The organism is Robertkochia flava (assembly GCF_020166515.1).
Classification (GTDB): domain Bacteria; phylum Bacteroidota; class Bacteroidia; order Flavobacteriales; family Flavobacteriaceae; genus Robertkochia; species Robertkochia flava.
On the sequence record NZ_JAINZT010000007.1, the window covers coordinates 1 to 17,568 of the forward strand.

General features: G+C 46.6%; 13 protein-coding genes and 1 rRNA gene. 5 read left to right on the top strand and 9 right to left on the bottom strand.

Features of this window, described 5'->3' with window-relative positions; all coding sequences use genetic code 11:
• Both rrf and K7R11_RS11215 read left to right on the top strand, forming a co-directional pair.
• Positions 1-87, top strand: a 5S ribosomal RNA gene (gene rrf / locus K7R11_RS11210); the annotation flags it as partial.
• A gap of 287 nt (positions 88-374) precedes the next feature.
• On the top strand, positions 375-1,685 hold the full coding sequence (locus K7R11_RS11215; RefSeq protein WP_224490832.1) for a serine hydrolase domain-containing protein: 1,311 nt from the start codon (positions 375-377) through the stop codon (positions 1,683-1,685).
• Between the two features lie 20 nt (positions 1,686-1,705).
• Here the strand turns inward: K7R11_RS11215 and K7R11_RS11220 are convergent, their stop codons facing one another.
• The 6 genes from K7R11_RS11220 to K7R11_RS11245 all read right to left on the bottom strand — a co-directional run bounded on the left by K7R11_RS11220 (position 1,706) and on the right by K7R11_RS11245 (position 5,431).
• Positions 1,706-2,176 carry a GNAT family N-acetyltransferase gene (locus tag K7R11_RS11220; RefSeq protein WP_224490833.1) on the bottom strand — a complete coding sequence of 157 codons (471 nt, stop codon included), beginning with the start codon at positions 2,174-2,176 and terminating at the stop codon, positions 1,706-1,708.
• Positions 2,177-2,303: 127 nt separating this feature from the next.
• On the bottom strand, positions 2,304-2,630 hold the full coding sequence (locus K7R11_RS11225; protein WP_224490834.1) for a DMT family transporter: 327 nt from the start codon (positions 2,628-2,630) through the stop codon (positions 2,304-2,306).
• 53 nt (positions 2,631-2,683) lie between these two features.
• Complete coding sequence (locus tag K7R11_RS11230; RefSeq protein WP_224490835.1) at positions 2,684-3,469, bottom strand: SDR family oxidoreductase; 786 nt, start codon at positions 3,467-3,469, stop codon at positions 2,684-2,686.
• 2 nt (positions 3,470-3,471) lie between these two features.
• A complete protein-coding gene (locus K7R11_RS11235) occupies positions 3,472-3,789 on the bottom strand; it encodes a cupin domain-containing protein (RefSeq protein WP_224490836.1) in 318 nt (105 codons plus the stop codon).
• Between the two features lie 113 nt (positions 3,790-3,902).
• Entirely contained in the window at positions 3,903-4,643 is a 741-nt protein-coding gene (gene ppgK, locus K7R11_RS11240; RefSeq protein ID WP_224490837.1) for a polyphosphate--glucose phosphotransferase, read from the bottom strand.
• Between the two features lie 104 nt (positions 4,644-4,747).
• On the bottom strand, positions 4,748-5,431 hold the full coding sequence (locus tag K7R11_RS11245; protein ID WP_224491200.1) for a cell division ATP-binding protein FtsE: 684 nt from the start codon (positions 5,429-5,431) through the stop codon (positions 4,748-4,750).
• 376 nt (positions 5,432-5,807) lie between these two features.
• On the opposite strand from K7R11_RS11245, the gene K7R11_RS11250 reads away from it, so the two are divergent.
• The gene (locus K7R11_RS11250) at positions 5,808-8,831 is read left to right on the top strand and encodes a tetratricopeptide repeat protein (protein WP_224490838.1); all 3,024 of its coding nucleotides are present in this window, start codon (positions 5,808-5,810) and stop codon (positions 8,829-8,831) included.
• A 10-nt stretch (positions 8,832-8,841) separates the two neighbouring features.
• Entirely contained in the window at positions 8,842-10,596 is a 1,755-nt protein-coding gene (locus K7R11_RS11255; protein WP_224490839.1) for a TonB-dependent receptor, read from the top strand.
• A gap of 18 nt (positions 10,597-10,614) precedes the next feature.
• On the opposite strand, the gene K7R11_RS11260 is transcribed toward K7R11_RS11255, so the two are convergent.
• Entirely contained in the window at positions 10,615-12,840 is a 2,226-nt protein-coding gene (locus K7R11_RS11260) for an FUSC family protein (protein ID WP_224490840.1), read from the bottom strand.
• Between the two features lie 122 nt (positions 12,841-12,962).
• Between K7R11_RS11260 and K7R11_RS11265 the strand changes: the two genes are divergently transcribed.
• Positions 12,963-14,585, top strand: a complete 1,623-nt coding sequence (locus tag K7R11_RS11265; RefSeq protein WP_224490841.1) for an amidohydrolase — start codon at positions 12,963-12,965, stop codon at positions 14,583-14,585.
• Between the two features lie 33 nt (positions 14,586-14,618).
• Here the strand turns inward: K7R11_RS11265 and K7R11_RS11270 are convergent, their stop codons facing one another.
• Both K7R11_RS11270 and K7R11_RS11275 read right to left on the bottom strand, forming a co-directional pair.
• Positions 14,619-16,016, bottom strand: a complete 1,398-nt coding sequence (locus tag K7R11_RS11270; protein WP_224490842.1) for an amidohydrolase family protein — start codon at positions 16,014-16,016, stop codon at positions 14,619-14,621.
• Between the two features lie 179 nt (positions 16,017-16,195).
• On the bottom strand, positions 16,196-17,404 hold the full coding sequence (locus K7R11_RS11275; RefSeq protein WP_224490843.1) for an MFS transporter: 1,209 nt from the start codon (positions 17,402-17,404) through the stop codon (positions 16,196-16,198).
• Positions 17,405-17,568: the final 164 nt, after the last annotated feature.

The following is a 17,568-nucleotide window of genomic DNA, read 5'->3' on the forward strand; positions in this document are numbered from 1 at the left end:
GCTCACCTCTTCCCATTCCGAACAGAGCAGTTAAGCCCGTCAGCGCCGATGGTACTACGAAAGTGGGAGAGTAGGTCGCCGCCTTCTTTGAAACCCTCATCATGAAAATGGTGAGGGTTTTTTTATGACCTAAAGTGATGTGTGATGGGGGAAGTGTGACCAGGTACAGGTTACAAGTTACAAGTACAACTGGTACTCTCTACTCCCGACCTACCGTGCTTCGCACAGGCAGGATTTCCTTCGGGAAGGGATGGCAAGCTCCCGACTCCCGACTAACTACTCCCGACTCCCCACTCCAAACTGCCCCATTAACCAGCAAACAGCTTGTAACCTCGAGGTTATTTTTCTTACTTTAGGGCTCCAATTCTTGACACATGAGACCCGTATTTTTCTGTTCATTGTTATTCCTCTTTCTTCTGCATTTCGGATTTGCCCAGCACTCCCTGGAAAATGATGTCAATGTTACTCCTTTGACCATATTTGAAGACCCTTCCCTGGTCCCCATTCATCAACAGGTAAAGGCCATTATGGAGGAGGGCATAAGCGGGGAGGCCTTTCCCGGTGCGCAGCTTATGGTAGTAAAGAACGGCCAGATGCTCTTTCATGAGGCTTACGGATTTCATACTTATGACAGCCTGGTGCCTGTAGGGAGAAATGACCTCTACGACCTGGCGTCGGTAACCAAAATAGCTGGAGCATTACCCGGGTTGATGAAGCTGGTGGATGAAGGGAAGCTCGACCTGGATGTGCCCTTCAGTACATATTGGACCTCCTGGGCCGGGGTTGATGATAAACGTGACCTTACCCTACGGGAGATCCTTGCACACCAGGCCGGGTTGCACCCCTACATTGTTTTCGTAAATTACCTAAAAAGAAACAACGGAAAGTTCAGAAAGCGCTACATAAGAAAGGAGTATAGTCCCAAATTTCCCGTGAAGATCACCGACAGTCTTTTTCTGTCCCGGAAATTTAAGGACGCCATGTATAAGGCGATAGACCGCTCTGCTGTTCAGGATGAAAAAAAGTATAAGTACTCCGGACTCTCCTTTTTATTATACCCCGAACTCATAGAAAATAGCACGGATACCTCCTATCGAACGTTTGTTCGCAAGACCATCTATGAACCCATAGGAGCGCATTCCCTGATGTTTGTCCCTGAGGGTTGGTATCCGGAACAATTGATCGTACCCACCGAAAGGGATACAGTTTTTCGCAATTCCTTGATCAGGGGAAGGGTGCATGATGAAAATGCGAGCCTGATGGGAGGCCTATCAGGAAATGCCGGATTATTTGGTACAGCAGAAGACCTGGCCAGGCTTATGCAGATGTATTTACAGGATGGCCGGTTCGGGAATAACCAGGTCATTTCCGGGGCAACGGTGAATGAATTCACCCGGGTGCAGTATCCTGAAAATGGGAATCGCCGCGGACTGGGATTTGATAAACCTTTACTCAATAATAAAGGAAAGGGTATAGAAGATGCCTATCCCGCGCCGGGTGCCAGCCAGGAAAGTTTCGGGCATTCCGGGTTTACAGGCACCTTTGTCTGGGCCGACCCGAAAGGGGAGTGGGTATTTGTGTTTCTTTCCAATCGCGTATATCCCTTCAGAAGTCATTCCGGGATCTACAGTATGAATATTCGCGAAAGACTTTTGCAGGTGTTCTACGATGCCTACCCCGATTAAAGCATACTTCGGAAGTATTTCTAGGGTACCGTGGAGAGCTTTTTTTCATAACACCGGCTGTTGGCCATGTTGGTATACTGGCCGTAACAGGGCATTTGTGTGTACCCGCAACGTTCATAAAGCCTGATGGCAGCCGTTTGTCTTAAACCGGTTTCCAGGATGCAGCGGCGGTATCCCAATTCCAGGGCCCATTCTTCCAGTTGCTCAAGTACTAATGGGGCCAGACGGTAACCGCGATGCGCTTCCCTGGTATACATTCTTTTGATCTCTACAGTGGATTCATTAAATTCCTTAATGGCTCCGCAAGCTACTGCCTCACCTTCAATATAAAGCAGCACTACATGGCGTATGGCATTTAACTTATTGAACTGATCGTAGAAGGCGTGTTCTTCCCCATCTGTAATCGCCAGATAAGCATCCAGTTTCTCCACGAGGCCCAGGAAGTCAGGGTGGGAGGCGTTGGTACGGATGATTTTAGTCTGATTCTTCACAACGCAACGGTTTAATGGTTGTTAACTTTTTTTGCTGAAAATGCATGACCTGCAAAAAAAATGACAGGCACCGTAGGGGTGCTGGATATCATTTTTTAAGGGAATCTCCTTTATATCCTTAAAGGTCTCAGTTAGAGACAAGTTTAAGTCCGACGATCGAAGCGATCAAAGTCGAAATAAAGAACAGTCGCCAAAATGTAGCGGGTTCTTTAAAAAATATAATACCTACCAACACGGTTCCGACGGCTCCGATTCCCGTCCATACGGCATAAGCAGTACCAATGGGTAGTTCGCGGCTTACCTTGACTAACAGGAGCATACTAACTGACAAACAGATCAAAAAGCCTGTATACCACCAGGCGGCTTCCGTTCCTGATACTTCTTTTGCCTTTCCAAGGCAGGCTGCAAAGGCTACTTCAAAGAGTCCGGCGATGATTAACAGTATCCAGTTCATTTGTTTTTATGCTTCCATTTCAGGAAATATCCATTTATAAACTAAGAGCAGATCTAAACGCCTTTAAGGTATCCTCCATCCAGGGGAATCGCTGTTCCGGTAAGGTAGGCAGCCTTGTCGGAAGCCAGAAAGCTGACCAGGTAACCGTATTCCCGGGGTTCACCGATTCGGTGCAGCGAATTCTGATCGGCCATTTCTTTTTGGAGTGTTACCATGCTTTTACCGCTGCGTTCCGATTTTTTGCGATTCACTTCTTCGAGTCGCTCTGTATCGAAATAACCGGTCAATATGGAATTTACCGTGATGCCATGAGGGCCCAGTTCCTGGGAAAGTGATTTTGACCAGGTTATGATGGAGGCTCTTATGGTATTGGAGAGCACCAGTTCAGGCTTGGGTTCTTTCACTGTTACAGAGGTCACATTGATGATGCGCCCGAAGCCTTTTTCTTTCATGTGAGGAACCACTTCCATGGTGGTAAAGCAAATAGTGCGGAAGAGCAGGTCGAAAGCCGTTCCGTAATCCTCATCATTCACCTCGGTGACGAAGCCCGGCGGCGGACCAGGGGTGTTGTTTACCAAAATATCTACAGGATAACTTTTTACGAATTCCCGGATATCCTTTTTATAGCGTTCCAGGTCGGCCATATCGGTACAGATATACCGGTGTTGCTGGCCGGGCCGCTTTTCCAGTTGATGAAGGAGGTTGTTTAGTTTATCCTCACTTCTGGCCATTAGGGTAACAGAGGCGCCCGACCTGGCCAATTCCCTGGCTATGCCTTCTCCTATACCCTTGCTGCTGCCCCCTACAAGGGCATGTTTTCCTGTCAGATCGATTTTCATTTCTATTGGTATTCTTCCCGGGGTGGACAAAAGATATCTGTAATCTTACAAGGGGTAATAGCCTTGCCGCCATGAGTGATATGAGGCTCCAGGTAAACCACGGTGCCGGGGCCATAGATTCTTTTAACGCCGTCTACAGTGAGTTCAAATTCTCCCTCAGTAACCTGCATGATCTGTTCGTGATAATGGCTGTGCTCGGGAATCTCTGCTCCGGCTTCCACTTCCCAATACGCTATGGTGGTTTTTGGAGTGTGCACCATCCTTCCGTGAAACCCCGGAATGATCTCCTTTTGAGGCATGTCTTTAAGTTCGATGTCCATGATAGTTGATCGGTTATATAGTTATACTACTAAATTGTTCTAATATGTTTTAACTAAAAATCTCAATTTCAGATGCTATAATTCACCATCCACCATTCACCACTCTATACTCTCTACAACAATTCCTTTCCTGCGAGGGCAGCACCGATAATTCCGGCTTCATTAAGGGTCTTTGCCGGGATCACGGGTACAGTGATTTTTAAATATTCTTCTATTTCAGGCAGGTATTTTGCTCCGCCGCCACCAAGAATATACAGATCGGGAGAGAAGAGTAAATTGTAATAGTCGAGCACCTTGTTGATTCGTTTCCCCCATTTTTTAAAACTGAGTTCCTGTTGTTTTCTTGCAGAATTTGCTGCGTAATGCTCGATCTTTTCATATTCTCTGAAGTGCACCTGTCCCAATTCAAAATTAGGGATCAGTACGCCGTTGAAAAATGCACCCGATCCTATTCCGGTACCCAGGGTGATCACCAGTACCAGTCCTTTTTTGTTTTTTCCGGCACCGAAATCCATTTCGGCCAGGGCAGCAGCATCGGCATCATTGATCACCTTAAAGGGGAGTCCGATAGATTCACTGAAGTAATCTTCAGCATTGACACCTACCCATTGTTTGTGCAGATTACTCTCCGTCTGGCAAACGCCGTTCTTGATAGCAGTTGGGAATCCGCAACCTACAGGGCCTTTCCATTTGTGGTGTTTTACGATCTTTTCTATAACATGGGTAACGGCAGCAGGGGTGGCGGGTCGGGGTGTGGGTATCCGGTAACGTTCAGTAAGCATTTTACCTTTTTTAAGGTCAACTATAGCTCCTTTTATTCCGGACCCACCTACATCAATGCCAAGAATTTGCATATATCCTGATATTTTTAAAAACGATTCCTTAAAAATACGGGATTAATGGGTATTTACATAAAATGATTCTCCGGAATGGGAGGAGGGAGTTTAAATTACCAGGGTTACACACTTTTCTGAACCACTTCAAATACCTTACTACCATCACATTTAAGGGTTTTCGAAGGGAATTTAAGCAGGAGCGCATAATCGTGGGTAGCCATAAGAATGGTTCGCCCGCTATTGTTAATTTCTTTTAGCACCTTCATCACTTCTACGCTGGTCTGTGGGTCAAGATTTCCGGTGGGTTCATCTGCCAGGATCAGTTCAGGATCGTTGAGCAATGCCCTTGCGATGGCTACACGCTGCTGTTCTCCCCCGGAGAGCTGATGGGGATATTTAAAGCCTTTGGTTGCCATCCCTACTTTTTTGAGAACCTCATCTATCTTATTATCTATAAGTTCCTTGCTGGTCCATCCGGTGGCCTTTAGTACGAAAAGCAAGTTGTCGTAGATGGTGCGGTCGGGAAGGAGTTTGAAGTCCTGAAATACGATGCCGAGCTTTCTTCTTAAAAACGGAATGTCTTTCTCCTTAAGGGTGCGGAGATCAAAGTCTACGATCTCTCCCGAGCCCTGGGTAAGGGGGAGGTCTCCGTAAAGTGTTTTCATAAAACTACTCTTTCCGCTCCCTGTCTTTCCGATAAGGTAAACAAATTCGCCTTTGTTGATGCTCAGATTGATATCGCTCAATACCAGGTTTTCTCTCTGGTATATGGCAACGTCCCGTAATTCAAGAATGACTTCGTTCATGATGGTAGATTTGTTCCCGGTAAATATAAGGACTTCTGATCGTGTTTTCATAGTCGCCAGTTTTCAGAATGCAATAATCTGCAATGGTTATAAGCATGGAATTTCTGTAAGGATAGAGGTAAGGTGATAAATCCATTGCAGATCAGGGAATTGGAAGGGAGCTCCAGTGGAGGGCCTGAAGATCGTATCGAACATGCATGATCAGGTGCATGTTATGTAGGAATAAAATGACGGGTTGATTAGAATAATCGTCAGGCCTTACCTGTTCCTCTTTTTTAATCCATAAATTCCCGGCGATCCATATAATTAACGGGAATTTGCTGCGTTATTAGTATGTTTGTTATTAGTTTCAGATCACTCAACTTAAAACCTTCTTATGCGTGTACTTCGTCATCTCTTTGGTTGTATGCTGTGTCTTTTTTTGATGCCGCTTTTTGCACAGCAATCCAGAATATATACCTATGAAGATCGGGAATACCAGGAAGCTTTGGAATTGTATAACAATAAACAATACCAGGCCGCCCAGGCAATTTTTCAAAGGGTTAAGGAGAAGACGGACGATCCGGAAGTCAAAGCCAATGCCTCGTATTACAATGCCAATGCCGCCATCCGGTTGAATCAACTGGGTGCCGATAAGCTCATGGAAGATTTTGTGAATACCTATCCGACGTCTGTAAAGCGCAATTCGGCCTTTATGGATGTTGCCGATTATTACTTTAAACACGGTAAGTATGCCCAGTCTCTTCCCTGGTACAGCCGGGTAGAAGAACAGGGAATAAACAGAGGCGAACGCGAATCCTTTAACTTTAAAAAGGGATATGCGCTATTTGCCTCCAGGAAATACGGAGAGGCTCAGAAATACCTCGAGCGGGTGTCTACATCCTCAAAATTCGGATCTCAGGCTAAATATTATATTGGGTATATGGCCTATCAGTCTGATGATTATAACCAGGCTAACCAGTACTTTGAACAAGTCTCCTCCGATCCTGAATTAAGTTCTAACCTGTCGTATTACCAGGCCGATATGAACTTTAAACTCGGTAATTTTGATAAGGCCATTGCTCTGGCAAAGGAACAGTTGCCCAAAGCCGACAGGAAAGAGATCTCTCAACTCAACAAGATCATTGGAGAGAGTTATTTTAATAAACAGGAATACCAGGCAGCCCTGCCGTACCTGAAGGCCTATAAAGGAAGTCGCGGGCAATGGACCCTGACCGATTATTACCAATTGGGATATGTGTATTACAAGCAAGGACTTTATGAAGAGGCAATTTCGGAATTCAATAAGATCACAGAGGGTAGCAATGGTGTAGCTCAGAACGCCTATTACCACCTCGGGGAATGCTATCTGCGCACTAACAGAAAACAGGAAGCTCTCAATGCATTCAGAAATGCAGCTCAAATGGATTTTAATGCCACCATCAGTAAAGATGCCTGGCTTAATTACGCCAGGCTGAGCTATGAGATCGGGAACCCGTATGAGAGTGTTCCGGAAGTGCTCACTGCTTACCTGGAGAAGTATCCCGAAAGTGAACACGGGGAGGAGGTCAGAGGTCTTCTGGTAGACTCCTTTATCACCTCGCGTAATTATGAGGCGGCCCTGGAGCTGTTGCGCAAGAACCGGTCCTATGGCAGTAAATCGGCATACCAGAAGGTGGCTTTTTATTACGGGCTTGAATTGTATACCGAGGAACGATTCTCAGAGGCCCGGGAGTATTTTGAGAAAGCACTGGAAGAACCACAGAACGACCTGATCACTGCAAGGGCTACCTTCTGGAAGGCAGAATCGGATTACCTTGCCCAGGATTACAATTCGGCCGTTATTGGATATAAACAATTTAAGATGTTGCCCGGAGCCCGAACCACCTCAGAGTACGGGGATGTCGATTACAACCTGGGGTACGCATATTTTAACCAGAAAGATTATACCAATGCCTCTGGGCATTTCCAGGATTTCGTGAACACAGGTAGAGGAGAAGGAGAACAGCTTAAGGATGCTTACCTCAGGTTAGGCGATTCAAGGTTCGTTAACCGGGAATACTGGCCTGCGATGGAAGCCTATAATAAGGTGATCTCACTGGGCGGCAGGGGAGCAGATTATGCGGCCTACCAGAAAGCAGTGTCCTATGGTTTTGTGAACAGGACAGAAGATAAGATCAAGGCTTTAAATGAATTTGTAGGTGCCTTTCCTAATTCCACCCTGAAAGACGATGCACTTTACGAAATGGGGAATACGTATGTGAACAGCAACCGTGAGGATGAAGGGGTGAGGGCTTATCGTAAGATGGTATCCGAATACCCTATGAGCTCCCTGGTCCCCAAAGCAATTCTTAAGGAAGGGCTGGTATATTACAACGGAGGGCAAAACAGTAAAGCACTGGAGCGATTTAATACTGTGGTTCAGAAATACCAGGGCTCAGAGGAGGCCATGCAGGCGGTGGCAACGGCAAAACTAATTTATGTCGATGAGGGTCGTGTGAATGAATACGCCAACTGGGTGCGGGAACTGGATTTTGTGGATGTCTCTAATGAGGAGCTGGATAATGCCTCCTTTGAATCGGCCGAGCGCCATTATGCGGAGAAGAACTTCTCCAGGGGGATTAAGGCCATGGAGTCTTACCTTGGCCAGTTCCCTAAAGGGATTCATCACGTTAAGGCACATTATTACCTGGCAGAGATGCGCTATGAAACTGACGATAAGGCGGGAGCTCTTGAACATTATGAATTTGTAGCCAATTCGGCAGGAGCCGAATTCAACGAGCCTTCCCTTTCCAGGGTAGCGGATATCTATCTTGAACAAAGAGAAAATGCAAGGGCTATCCCTTATTTGAAGCGACTGGAACAGGAAGCCAACTATCCGCAAAATATAATGTTTGCCCGTTCCAATCTTATGAAGGCCCATTATGAACTTAAGCAATATCAGGAAGCTCTGGCCTATGCCGAGAAGGTACTTGCTGAGAACGGTATCGACGACCGTATCAAGGGTGACGCGTGGATCGTTATAGCGCGGTCTGCCCTGGAAACGGGTAACGAGGCCAGAGCAAGACAAGCCTATGGGGAAGTGGCGAAAGTGGCCACCGGGTCCCTGGCGGCAGAAGCCCTGTACTATGACGCCTTCTTTAAACAAAAGGATGGGAATTACGAAGCCTCCAATACCGCAGCCCAGAAACTGGCAAAAGACTATGCTTCCTATAAGGAGATCGGCGCTAAAGGTCTGGTATTGATGGCGAAGAACTTCTATGCCCTGGGTGATGCCTTTCAGGCCACCTACATTCTTGAAAACGTTATTAAAAATTTTTCGCAGTTTCCGGAGATTACCGAAGCGGCCGGTCTGGAGCTGGAAAAGATAAGGTCTCAGGAAGCACTAAAGAATACTACTTCAGCCCCGGAACAGAAATAAAAGCATTGCCATGAAAAAGATCATCAAGAATATCGCTGCTAATCCTATGCGTTTTAGTCATAAATTATTGTTTTCAGGATCCCTTCTTTTTTTCTCCTATGCCGGAACTTATGCCCAGGAGAAGGAAGGTGTGGGTACTGAGGTTGTAAATGTGGTCAAGGCTTTTGATCCCACGGTAAATAAGGCCGTGAAGATTCAAAAACTTCCTGTTTTGGAAGACTCTGTGACCACGACAAAGAAAAAGGTGGAGTACACCATCTTTTCGGTGCCGGTGGCCTCGACTTTTACCCCTGCCAAAGGAAAGGCCACGGTGCTCAAAAAAGAACCCGGAGAAGAGCTCTTTAACTCCTATGTAGCCCTGGCGTTAGGGAATTATACAGCAGCCGACCTGGATGCCTATACCAGTTTTACCATCAGCCGCGATCAGCGATTCGACCTGGCGGTGAATCACACTTCTTCTCAGGGCGGACTGGATGCGGTGAACCTGGACGACAGGTATTTTAACAGCAGGATAGATGCAGGATACAGAATGAAGGATAATTATATGGATTGGGGGGTCATGGGGGGCTTCCAGCATCAGGTTTATAATTGGTATGGTATTCCGGATATCTTTTCTGAAACCGAAATTAACCAGATCGCCGAACGCCAGTCCTACCTTACTGCCGAATTGGGCGGAGACATAGGTTTTGAACGCTCCTTCTTTAAAAAAGGGGAGTTCCAGGTACGAAGATTTTCGGATCGGTTCAGTTCCGGGGAGAACCGGGCCCTTCTGAAGGCTGCTATGGAGCTTCCGATCTCCACAGAAAGGGTAACCCTGGACTTTGGAGTAGATTACCTCAACGGCAGTTTCGAGAGAAACTATGCCAATACGGATGATCTTGCCTACAGCAATCTGATGACGCATCTTTCCCCAGGACTGGAAATTCTCAGTGATGACCTTACAGTAAACCTGGGAGCGGCCCTGTATTATAATTTTGATATACAAAATGCAGATCATGATTTCTTCCTGTATCCAAGAGTTTCTGCATCTTACCGCCTTATCGAAGAATATATTATTCCGTACGGCGGCCTGGAAGGAGAATTGATCCAGACCAATTACCACGACCTTGTGGGAGAAAATCCCTTTCTTTCTCCTACCCAGAATATCCAGCCTACCGATATGCAGTACAATGCCTATGTAGGGGTTAAAGGACGGTTATTGCCTAACCTGGGCTATAATCTTAAGGGGGGCTATAAGGCGAGTAATGCAATGCCGTTATTTCGATCTAATCCCGAACAGGCCGGACAGTTAACCCAGGGGTATGAATACGGGAATTCCTTTGGTGTGGTGTATGATGATGTGAAAACCCTCACTGTTGCAGCCGAATTAAACCTGGATGTGAATTCCGACTTTCACCTGGGGTTACGGGGAGAAGTTATGGATTATAACACTCAGGACGAGGCAGAAGCGTGGAACCTGCCTTCGCTCACAGGAACTTTGACTATGGATTACAAACTGGGCGAAAAGTGGCTCGCAGGAGCAAATGTTTTCTTTGTGGGAGACCGGAAGGATCTTATAGACAACAGAACCTTACTGGATCCGGAAGTGGTAACCATAGACAGTTACTTTGATATTAATGCCCGTTTGTCTTACCAGGTTTCCAAACCTCTTGCAGCATTCGTTCGTCTCAATAATATCAGTAATAATGAATACGCCCGCTGGAATAATTTCCCGGTACAGGGATTTCAGGTGTTGGCGGGAGCTTCCTATAAATTTGACCTGTAGTTTCATCGGCCATTTCGGTTAATCGGGATAATGAGCTTCCAGATAGCGCTCCATGTCAGAATACAGCCTGACACTTAAACGATAGATCCATTCCAGCTGCTCGGAGAGAATTCTGGCTTCTTTGATATGTTCTCGAAAACTGGCATTAAATTCTGTGGTGCCCGCATTTTCCATACGTTTAAGTTTATCCTTAAGGACGTGGTAATGCACAATGAGGGCCTTTCTGGCTTCCTCCACCGTGCCTTCCATTTCCTCTAATCGATGAGACCCCGGCTCGATCAGGTTGGCAGCTTTTTTCAGGGTGTTAAGCGTTCCGGTAATATAGATATTGAAATGGATACTGGCTTCAGAGGTCGGGTGTATCTGTATGTAGGTACCCATGGCCGCAGTGGCCGATAACAGGTCCTGGGAGGTGCTCACCAATTCCTGCAGTTTTGCGGCCCCCTTTTGCCTTGACTTCGGTTCCTGAAGTAACCGGTGAAAGGCAGAATTTAACTGCGACATCATCAGGAACACTTCCTTCCTGGCCAGCCGGTACCGGGTAGTGGTTTGTCCTTTCAGGATGTAAGATTCCCTGATGCTTTCCAGGTAATTTTGTTCGGCTGCCAGATAGTTCAGCAGGATAGCACTGATCTGTCTGTATTCCCAGAAGGGGAGGATCAGGTAATTGGTTAGCAAGGCAATCCCGGCTCCGATAAGCGTATCAATGATTCGGTACTGGATAACGCCGTAAGGATCGGAAGTAAGCAGTACATAGATCAGGATGATGGCTATCGTTACAAAAGTTGCCGAGGTCCTGTAATTTTGCTGGACATAGGTAAAGGCCAGGGTAAGTGTGATATAAGTAAACAGGATGAGAGGGAGCTGCCCCCTGAACAGGAAAATAAGGATCGCGGCTATACCTGCACCCAGAATGGTGCCAGCTGTACGTTGCTTTGACCGCTGTTTGGTTAACGAATATGCCGGGCGCATAATTACGAATATGGTCAGCAGGATCCAGTAGGTTTGTGGCAGGGAAAATACCTGTCCTGTGATCATCCCGATAAGAATCGCAAAAACCAGTCGCAGGGAATGCCGGAATATAGGTGACTTCAGGCTGAGGTGCTGCAAGAATAACAAGGGCTCATAAGTTTGCCGTGTTAAAAATTTTTCCTTCTCTGTGATATCTTTATCGCCACTGCTGTTTTCCGATTCGGACAGAAACCGCGTTATACAATCTACCTTTTCATCGATTTCCAGCGCATAATCGTGCAGGTTTCTCAGGTAAATAATTGCTTCTGTATATGTTGAGACAGATACTTCTGTCTTGAAATTTTCAATGGCAGCCTGGCATTTATAACTTAATTGCCGGCTTTCTTCGGTAGTTGCGTTCGTGCCGTCCTCCTGGTGGGAAAGATGAAAGAGGTTATTGGCACTGTGTTCGAGGAAGGAACAGATGGTGTTCAAAGCCTCCAGATAACTATTTTTAGCAGGCCGTTCGTGATTATGCTCCTTCATCTGGGCTACGATCACCTCGAACAGGTCAATCAGCTCTGCGGTGGCTAGGAGTTGTTTTCTCTGATCGCCTCCAATTCCCTGAAGGGCCTCCCTGGTTAAAAGTTCGTTTCTGAGTTGCTCGTGAAGTTCGGTAAGACTTACCTGCAGTTCGTTCATACGTTTAATACTGAACCGGTCTTTGGGGTCTTGTATCTGTTTGATGTTGAATTTCAGGAAATCCGCAGTTTTCCGGATACCGGTATTGAGAAGCTCATTGCGCAGCACAGGGGGTGTGATCAGGTCGATAAGCAAAGCAATGCCCATGTACCAGAGCCCACCGAGAATGATGTATAGCGCGACATTATCTACCCTGTCTAGTGGCACAGGCCTGGCAAAACTGACAGCGATCCCCAAAAGAGACGCAAAAGACACCAGGGAAGCGCGAAATCCAAAGATGGAGAGGTAGCTGCTCGCAAAAACACAAATCGCCGTAACAGGGTAAAGTATCCAGAGGGTATCTTTGCTGAGCTGAATAAGAATGTAATTGAGAACTCCCAGGAACAGGGCAACGAACATGCCTCCAACCCGGTGCCGTCGCAACCCGGTAATATCGCTCATGGAAACTATAAGTACCCCGAAAGCCATACCAATACCTGTATTGATATCGAAGAACAGGTATGACAGTAAGAGCGCAAGCAGGGCACTGCTGCTGATCAGTAAGCCTTTGAGAAAGTGAAAACTTTTGAGAAAACGAAATACCTTTTTCATTCATGATGTTTACGGGGTACAAAGGTAAAAACATCTTTTGAGGGCATTAAGGGTTTTCGGGGGTATCCTTTGAAAAAGAATAGTATTTTTGTTAGAAGATATACTAACCATATTCTCTTACTATGAAATTCAGATTTATCTTATTGAGTACATTGCTGTTGCTTCTCGCTTGTGAAGAAAAGGAACAGGTAGACCTCATTGTTCATAATGCCAAAATCTATACCGTTGATTCTCTCCAGTCACAGGCCTCTGCTTTTGTTGTTGCCGATGGAAGGTTTCTGGATGTAGGAAGTTCTGACGATATTCTCGAGCGGTTCAGAGCAAAAGAAGTAGTGGATGCCGGGGGAAAGACCATTGTTCCCGGATTCATTGATGCCCACTGTCATTTTTACAACCTGGGCTTAAATCAGCTTCGGGTTGACCTGAATGTCACCCAAAGCTACGAGGAGGTACTGCAGCGGGTAGTGGCCTTCCAGGAAGAAAAGAATGTGCCCTTTATTCTGGGTCGGGGATGGGATCAAAACGACTGGGCCTTAAAGGCCTTTCCCCATAAGGAACGTTTGGATGAATTGTTTCCTGAGACCCCAGTGATCCTGGAAAGGGTAGACGGCCATGCATACCTGGTGAATCAAAGAGCCCTGGATATGGCAGGCATTAACAGTGCCACCCAGGTAGAAGGGGGAGCGATCATACAAGAGAACGGGGAGCTTACAGGCGTCCTGATCGATAACCCTATGGCAATGATCGATGCCATTATTCCCGATTACGATAAGAGCACAAAGATCGATGCACTTAAGGCGGCGCAGCAAATCTGTTTCGATTACGGCTTAACCACCGTTAACGATGCTGGACTCAACCGGGAGACCATTTCTCTTATTGATAGTTTGCAGAAATCAGGAGACCTGGATATGCGCGTCTATGCCATGATCAGTAATAATGCTGAAGATGTGGATTACTACCTTGAACAGGGTGTTCTGAAGACAGAGAAGCTTCATGTGGGCTCCGTAAAAGTGTATGCAGATGGAGCTCTGGGTTCCAGGGGTGCTGCTATGAAAGCTCCATACAGCGATCACGAGGGTCATTTCGGCGCCATGGTTACCCCTGTTGCAGACATTGAGGCGCTGGCTTCTAAGCTGGCTGCTTCCAGATTTCAGATGAATACCCATGCTATTGGCGATTCGGCGAATGTAGCCGTACTCCGAGCCTACGATAAGGTATTAAATGATGGGGACGATCGCAGATGGAAGATCGAGCACGCACAGATCGTGGACCTTGAAGACATGCATTATTTCTCCCGAAATATCATTCCTTCGGTACAGCCTACGCATGCTACCAGTGATATGTACTGGGCCGAAGACCGGGTAGGTGCTGAACGTATGAAGGGAGCATATGCTAACAGGAAGCTCCTTGAAGAATCCGGAATGGTTGCGCTTGGAACTGACTTTCCGGTTGAGCAGGTGAGTCCCTTCCTTACATTTTATGCCGCAGTGGCCAGAAAAGATCTCCAGGGATATCCTGAGGGTGGTTTCCAGCCGGAAGATGCCCTTACAAGGGAAGAAACCCTGAAGGGAATGACATTATGGGCTGCATGGTCGAACTTCGAAGAAACGGAAAAGGGAAGTATAGAGCCGGGGAAGTTCGCTGACTTTATTGTTCTTGATAAGAATATCATGGAAGTGCCCCTGGAGGAAGTTCCCGGAATACAGGTGTTGCAGACCTGGCTGGGCGGAAAAAAAGTAAAATAGGGTGTTAAAATATAAACAGGAGAAGGGGTGATATCACCCCTTTTCTTTTGTTCCATTTTCAGAGGATTTCAGGGGGTGTATTTTTTGTCCCTTGATCACCTTTTCTATCGATTTGATATTCCCGATATCTTCGAGGGGATTTTTCTGTAACAGAAGCATATGTGCCTTCTTTCCTTCCTGTATCGTTCCGTATTCAGTTTGAAGTCCGAAGAACTGCGGACCATTGATGATCGAAGTTGCCAGGGATTCTGCAGGTGACAATCCTGCCTGGGTTAACAGCATGAGCTCTTCCTGAAGAGAGGCTCCCGGATATACATAGGAATTATATGCACCACAATCAGATCCGGCAAGCAGGGTAATGCCAGCCGCGTGCATGGGTTGAATAAGTTCTTTAAATAACTGAAAGCGTTTTTCTGTGTATTCCTGTTGTTCATCACTCCTGCTTTTTGCCCCGGATTCTCTTCGTGCATAAGTTTTTCGGATGTGATCTCCCATTTGAGATAAAAGCGAGTCCTGGCTGTGATCCCGGGTTCGGAGGTCTTTTAAAACCTTGCCGATATGCATTGTGGGAGTGGCGTAAAACTCCTTTTTGACCAGGGTTTCAAAAGCCTGTTGGGCAGTTTCAGGATCAAAACTGTCTATCAATGCCGGAAGGCTCCCGTAGCCGTTACTCAGCCGTCGGATGCTGTCTCCTGAAGGAGAACTTACCCCAAGCACGTAATAGAGGTGTTCTATTCCGTCCAGTCCCAGGTTATAGGCCTTAATTAGGTCTGCACTCATAGGCATATGGCCGGTCACCTTCAGGTTTCTGGACTCCGCTTGTTTAATGATCTCGTAATAGATATCCTCCTGAAGGGAGCCGTCATAGATCTTCACGTAATCAACTCCGAGCCGCTCTAAAGAGTCGAGTGCAGCAGACACTTCTTCCGGGCTGGTTACCCTGAGTGATCCGGGCCAGGCCGGGCGTTCTCCATCGAGTTTAGGGCCTGAAGTGAAGATGTCGGGGCCTTCGAGATTTCCCATTGCTATTTCCTTCTTCCACTCCAGGATGGCCGTGGTAATATCGCCTCCGGCATCCCTGACAGTGGTTACACCGTGATTTAGGAACATCTTAAGCAATGCCTTATTCTCTGTAATCATGGTGTCGCCACCCCGGAAGTGCACATGCATATCCCAAAGTCCGGGCATCAGATACTGCCCTTTTCCATCCACCTGCACTTTAGCAGTAGTTACCAGGTTGCTGTCCATATCGGCCACCATAGCTATGGTATCCCCATTAATACCAACTTTCATAGGGGCGGAGGTGCTGTTTTCGATAACGTCTATGATCCTTACATTGGTAAGAAGTAGATCGAATTGAGGGGTGGGTTCAACTGAACAGGAATGGATGAGAAAAGAGAGAAGGAACAGAAAGGAAATGGGTCTCAGCATTTTTAAAGTATTTGGGTTTGCGCTCCATCCTCAGCCGGAAGTATTCACCAGGTTGCGGCCTGATGCCACTCGGCAGTGGCAATGCCACTCATAATGGAAAGTATAAATATACGTTAATTGTTGGTGAAGAATGCCTCATGATATTTTCCTGATTTTCCCGTGGGGAAAACCGTTTGTATTCAGGATGCGGTGTGTGAGAGTTTTTTCCTTAACGCAAGGAACATGAACATGCTCAGCAATCCAAGCCCTGCCATAAAATACCAGGTGTAGGTGAAGCCTTTCCAGCTAATGAGTTGCATCCCGGAATTATGACTGAAAAGATGTCCGAGAGAAAAGGCAATGGTATACAGCCCCATATAGGCCCCTTGTTTTCCTTTTTGAGCCATCTGCAGCGCAATGGCATTGGAAAATGGAAAGGCAATCATTTCCCCGACGGTTACCAGCAGCATTCCTATAACCAATACCCCGGACCAGGACCCAAGATTAAGTATGGCGAAACTGCATATGGTGAGAAAGATCCCAAAAATGATGTTTTGAACGGCAGAATGGCTGCGGGCTTCCAAAAATTTGATCAGGGGCATTTCCAGGAGGAAGATCAGAAACCCGTTCATGGCCAGCAGAAGTCCGATACTGCTTTCCTTTAAGCCATGCACCTGTTTGTAAAAAAGAGGCACCGTTGAAAAGTACTGAAGAAATATAAATCCGAAAAGAAAGGTGGCTCCCAGGAAAAGCAAATAGCTTCGGTCTTTATAAGGACTGATATTGTTGTATTCGGTGCTTTGGGATTCCAGTACTTTTGACCGGCGGGGATCAAGGATCTTAAGCAGCAGAATCCCGGCAATGATACAGCTTATTCCATCAACCCAGAACAGTCCCCCGTAACTCAGTTGGGCAATGATAAGTCCCCCAACTGCGGGACCTGCAGAAAACCCCAGGTTTATCGCCAGGCGTATAAGGCTTACCGAGCGCGTTCTGTTTTCTACCTTGCTGTATGCTGTAAGGGCTACAAATACGGCAGGGCGGAACATATCAGCTACAACCATCACCACAAGAATTCCGGTGCATATGCCCCAAAACCCTGTAATGTACTGCAAGCCGATAAAACCTATCCCGGACAGGAGAAGACTGGAGTACATAACCTTATAATACCCTATGGTATCGGTGAGCTTACCTCCCAACCAGGACCCGATAAGGGAGCCCAGTCCGAAGGCGCTCATTACCCAGCCAATATGTTCCAGGCTAAAGGAGAGGCTTTCCGAGAGGTAGAGGGAGAGAAAAGGGATCACCATGGTTCCTGCCCTGTTGATCAGGGTGATCAGGGCCAGCCACCAGACCTCTTTCGAAAGTCCGGAGAACGAATGGATGTAATGTCTGAGAATGAAATTCATAATTTTTTCCCTTGGGAAAATCAAAGAACCCGGCCTTTTTGCCGGGTTTCCGAATTCGTATTTGGGTACGGTATAAGTTTTTTCAAAGGGAGGGTATTCCGGAACATACCATAAAGAATTGACCTCCTTATCCTCCTCAAAACTATGAAAAAGAAGGATATGTA

Bases quoted from the DNA above. Each gene is read 5' to 3' on its own strand.
- K7R11_RS11275 (WP_224490843.1), bottom strand. From the start codon at position 17,404: ATGAATTTCATTCTCAGACATTACATCCATTCGTTCTCCGGACTTTCG.
- K7R11_RS11270 (WP_224490842.1), bottom strand. From the start codon at position 16,016: ATGCTGAGACCCATTTCCTTTCTGTTCCTTCTCTCTTTTCTCATCCAT.
- K7R11_RS11235 (WP_224490836.1), bottom strand. From the start codon at position 3,789: ATGGACATCGAACTTAAAGACATGCCTCAAAAGGAGATCATTCCGGGG.
- ppgK (WP_224490837.1), bottom strand. From the start codon at position 4,643: ATGCAAATTCTTGGCATTGATGTAGGTGGGTCCGGAATAAAAGGAGCT.
- K7R11_RS11255 (WP_224490839.1), top strand. From the start codon at position 8,842: ATGAAAAAGATCATCAAGAATATCGCTGCTAATCCTATGCGTTTTAGT.
- K7R11_RS11225 (WP_224490834.1), bottom strand. From the start codon at position 2,630: ATGAACTGGATACTGTTAATCATCGCCGGACTCTTTGAAGTAGCCTTT.
- K7R11_RS11250 (WP_224490838.1), top strand. From the start codon at position 5,808: ATGCGTGTACTTCGTCATCTCTTTGGTTGTATGCTGTGTCTTTTTTTG.
- K7R11_RS11260 (WP_224490840.1), bottom strand. From the start codon at position 12,840: ATGAAAAAGGTATTTCGTTTTCTCAAAAGTTTTCACTTTCTCAAAGGC.
- K7R11_RS11230 (WP_224490835.1), bottom strand. From the start codon at position 3,469: ATGAAAATCGATCTGACAGGAAAACATGCCCTTGTAGGGGGCAGCAGC.
- K7R11_RS11215 (WP_224490832.1), top strand. From the start codon at position 375: ATGAGACCCGTATTTTTCTGTTCATTGTTATTCCTCTTTCTTCTGCAT.
- K7R11_RS11245 (WP_224491200.1), bottom strand. From the start codon at position 5,431: ATGAACGAAGTCATTCTTGAATTACGGGACGTTGCCATATACCAGAGA.
- K7R11_RS11265 (WP_224490841.1), top strand. From the start codon at position 12,963: ATGAAATTCAGATTTATCTTATTGAGTACATTGCTGTTGCTTCTCGCT.